Raw genomic sequence first — 3,317 nt, forward strand, 5'->3', positions numbered from 1 at the left:
GCCCGCGCCGGCCGGGGCGTACGCGGCGGCGTGGCTGCTGGCCAGCAGCTCGGCGAAGCGTTCCGACTCGCGCAGCGGGCCGGCCTCCAGTACCGCGCCGTCGGCCATCACCACCACCTCGTCGCAGCGGCGCACCGAGGAGAGGCGGTGCGCGATGACGATGCCGATCCGGTCGGTGAGCAGCCGCTCGGTGGCCTGGCGCACCCGGGTCTCGGTGACCGGGTCCAACCGGGCGGTGGCCTCGTCGAGGATCACCACGTGCGGGTCGCGGACCAGGATCCGGGCGAACGCCACCAGCTGTTCCTGACCGGCGGAGAGGACGTGCCCGCCCTCGCCCAGCCGGGTCCGGACGCCGTCGGGCAGCTCCGCGATCCAGCCGGCCAGCCCCAGCTCCTCCAGCGCCCGGGTGGCGTCGTCGAGCAGGTCGGGGTCGAAGAGCGCGACGTTCTCGGCCAGCGTCCCGGCCAGGATCTCGGTGCGCTGCGGGACCACGGCGACCCACCGGCGCAACTGCTCGACGTCCAGGTCCACCAGGTCGGCGTCGCCGAGGAAGACCGTGCCGCGCGGCACGTCGACCGCGCGGGTGAGCACCTTGGCCAGCGTCGACTTGCCCGACCCGGTCCGCCCGACCAGGGCGTACGACCGGCCGCGGGCGAAGGTGAGCCGGATGTCACGCAGCGCCGGCCCCCGCTCGGCGTCGGCGGTGTCCGGGTACTGGAAGGTGAGCCCACGGACGCTGAGGTCGCCCTCGGCCGGGGCCGCGCCGCCCGCCGGCTCCTGCCGGGCGTCGGAGAGCAGTTGCACCCGGGCCCACGCGCCGAGCGCGTACTGCAGGTGGGGCACCCAGCGGGCGAGGTGCTCGACGGTGGCCCCGAAGGCGATGGCGAGCAGCCAGATCGCGGTCAGCCGGGCGCCGTCGATCCGGCCGGTGGCCAGCGCCCAGGCCCCGCCGAGCACCACGGCGGCGATGCCGGCGCGGACGGCGCCGGCGGCGATCGTGGTGACCCGGGCGGACATCAGGAACACCCGCCGGCACCGGGCCAGCACCTCGGCGGCGCGCCCGGCGTAGAGGCGCAGCACGTACGGCCGGGCCAGGCTGGTCCGTACGTCGTCCTGGCCGTGCACCGCCTCCTCCATCACGGCGGCGAGGTCCGACCAGGCCTCCTCCTCGGCCATCCGGGCCGGGCCGATACGCGCGGTGGGGCGGCGCAGCACGACGGCGAGCAGGGCGGTGAGCACCAGCATGCCGACCCCGGCCGGCCACCAGACGAACAGGGCGCTGACCGTGGCCAGCAGGCAGACCGCCAGCCCCTGCACCAGTCGTACGCCGGTGTTCCGCAGCTCGGAGGCGACCTGGTAGACGTCGTTGTCGATCCGGTCCAGCAGCTCGCCGACCGGCGTGGTCTCCAGGGTGGTCAGGTCCTGCCCGAGCGCCACCCGGCAGAGCCGGCGGCGGACGTCGGCGGACCAGTCGGCGGTGAGCCCGGCCATCAGCAGGCCGATGACGAGGTCGCTGAGGACGGCGGCGACCAGCGCCACCACCAGCAGGGCGAAGAACGGGGCGGACCGGTGCACCAGGACCGGGCCGGCCAATGCCGAGGCGGCGGCCTGCCCGGCGGCGCCGAGCACGATCAGGACGACCACCACCGTCATCCGGCGTGGCGCGGTGGCCCAGAGATCACGGAGCAGGCGCATGGGGAGGGTCCCTCCGGACTCGGGTTGGTGGCGGTACGCCCCAGCCTGGTCCGCCGGCCGCGACGATTCAACGCATTTACCGCGCCCCCACCCGCGCCCCGACCTGCCCGGCGGCCCCCGGAGGTCAGGTCTGGGCGACCCGCCGGACGATGCCGAGCAGCGCCTCCTGCACGTCCTCGATCGGCCGCTCCGGCTGGAAGACCAGCCAGTCCACGGCCACCACCAGACCGACGCCGAACAGCGCCGACGAGGCGGTCCGTACGTCCAGGTCGGCGGGGAGGTCACCGCTGGCCACCCCGGCCCGGACGGTGTCGGCGATCACCTCGATCGCCTCCCCGCGCAGCAGGCGCAGGGTCTGCTGCCACTCGCGGTTGGTCCGCCACATCTCCGAGAGCAGCAGCTGGGCGAAGGCCCGGTAGCGCCGGATGTACTCCAGCTCGGCGCGGACCAGGGCGGCGAGCGCCTCGCGCGGCGGCAGGCCGGCCACCGCGGCCCGGAAGTCGGCGGTGAGCAGGCCGATGCCGTGTCGCAGCAGCTCCTCGAAGAGGACCGTCTTGGACTCGAAGTTGTAGTAGACCGTGCCCTTGGCCACCCCGGCGCGGGCCGCGATGTCGTCCACCGTCGTGGCGGAGAAGCCCTGCTCGGCGATGAGTTCCACCGCCGCCACGAAGAGGCGCTGCCGGGTGTCCTCCCGCCGCCGCGACCGTCCGTCCGTCACTCGCCCTCCCCGTCCGCCCGACCGGTCCGTGACGGACCGGTGCGAGCCGGGGAGGGGCTGCTCGCGTACCCCCGTCCGGCCCATCAGCATCCTCACATGGTCAGTTCGGGGTGCAGCTTCGCCGGGGTCAGTCGCCGGGACCGGCGCGCCGCGCCGACGGTGAGCACCAGCGCCGCCGCGCCGAAGGCGGCGATGACCAGCGCACCGGTGACCACGGTCGCCGACGACCCGCCGTTGATGGTGTGCCGCAGCCCCTGCACCACGTACGTCATCGGCAGCCACGGGTGGACGGCCTGGAAGAAGTCGGGCGAGGTCTGCACCGGGTAGGTGCCGCCGGAGGAGGTGAGCTGGAGCATCAGCAGGGCCAGCGAGGCGAGCCGGCCGGCCGGGCCGAGCTGCGCGCCGAGCCACTGCATGATCGCGGTGAACGCCAGCGAGGTCAGCGCGAGCAGCCCGAACGTCGCCGCCGGGTGCTCCGGGTCAAGGCCGAGCACCAGGGTGACCACGGTGAACAGCACCCCGGCCTGGGCCAGTCCGATCGCCGCGGCGGGCAGCCAGCCGGCGAGCGCGACCCGCCAGGCGGGCGCGTCGGACATCACGTGCCGCGGGTTCACCGGCCGCAGCAGCATGTACGTGATCATCGCGCCGACCCAGAGCGCCAGCCCGAGGAAGTACGGGGCGAACCCGACGCCGTACGAGCCGGCGGGGTGCTCGGACGTGCGGTCCAGCGAGACCGGATCGCCGAGGACACCGGCCCGGTCGGCCGCGTCGTCGTACCCGGGGATCTTCTTCTCCCCCGCGGTCAGCCCGTCGGCGAGCTGGCCGGCGCCGCCCTCCAGCTTGGTCAGGCCGGCGGCGAGCCGGTCGCTGCCCCCGCTGAGCCGGGCGAGGCCGCCGTCGAGGT

At 75.0% G+C, this 3,317-nt stretch carries 3 protein-coding genes; all 3 read right to left on the reverse strand.

What is annotated here, in order from left to right; translation table 11 throughout:
- Positions 1-1,695, reverse strand: a 1,695-nt coding sequence (locus JNW89_RS32035) for an ABC transporter ATP-binding protein (RefSeq protein WP_238451900.1), incomplete at its 3' end; no start/stop codon positions are given.
- Between the two features lie 124 nt (positions 1,696-1,819).
- Positions 1,820-2,413, reverse strand: coding sequence for a TetR/AcrR family transcriptional regulator (locus JNW89_RS32040; RefSeq protein ID WP_154943518.1), 594 nt, complete (start codon positions 2,411-2,413; stop codon positions 1,820-1,822).
- 92 nt (positions 2,414-2,505) lie between these two features.
- Positions 2,506-3,317 (reverse strand): YhgE/Pip family protein (locus JNW89_RS32045; protein WP_238451901.1); only part of this gene is annotated, 812 nt, incomplete at its 5' end.

Source organism: Micromonospora sp. 4G55 (assembly GCF_016803375.1).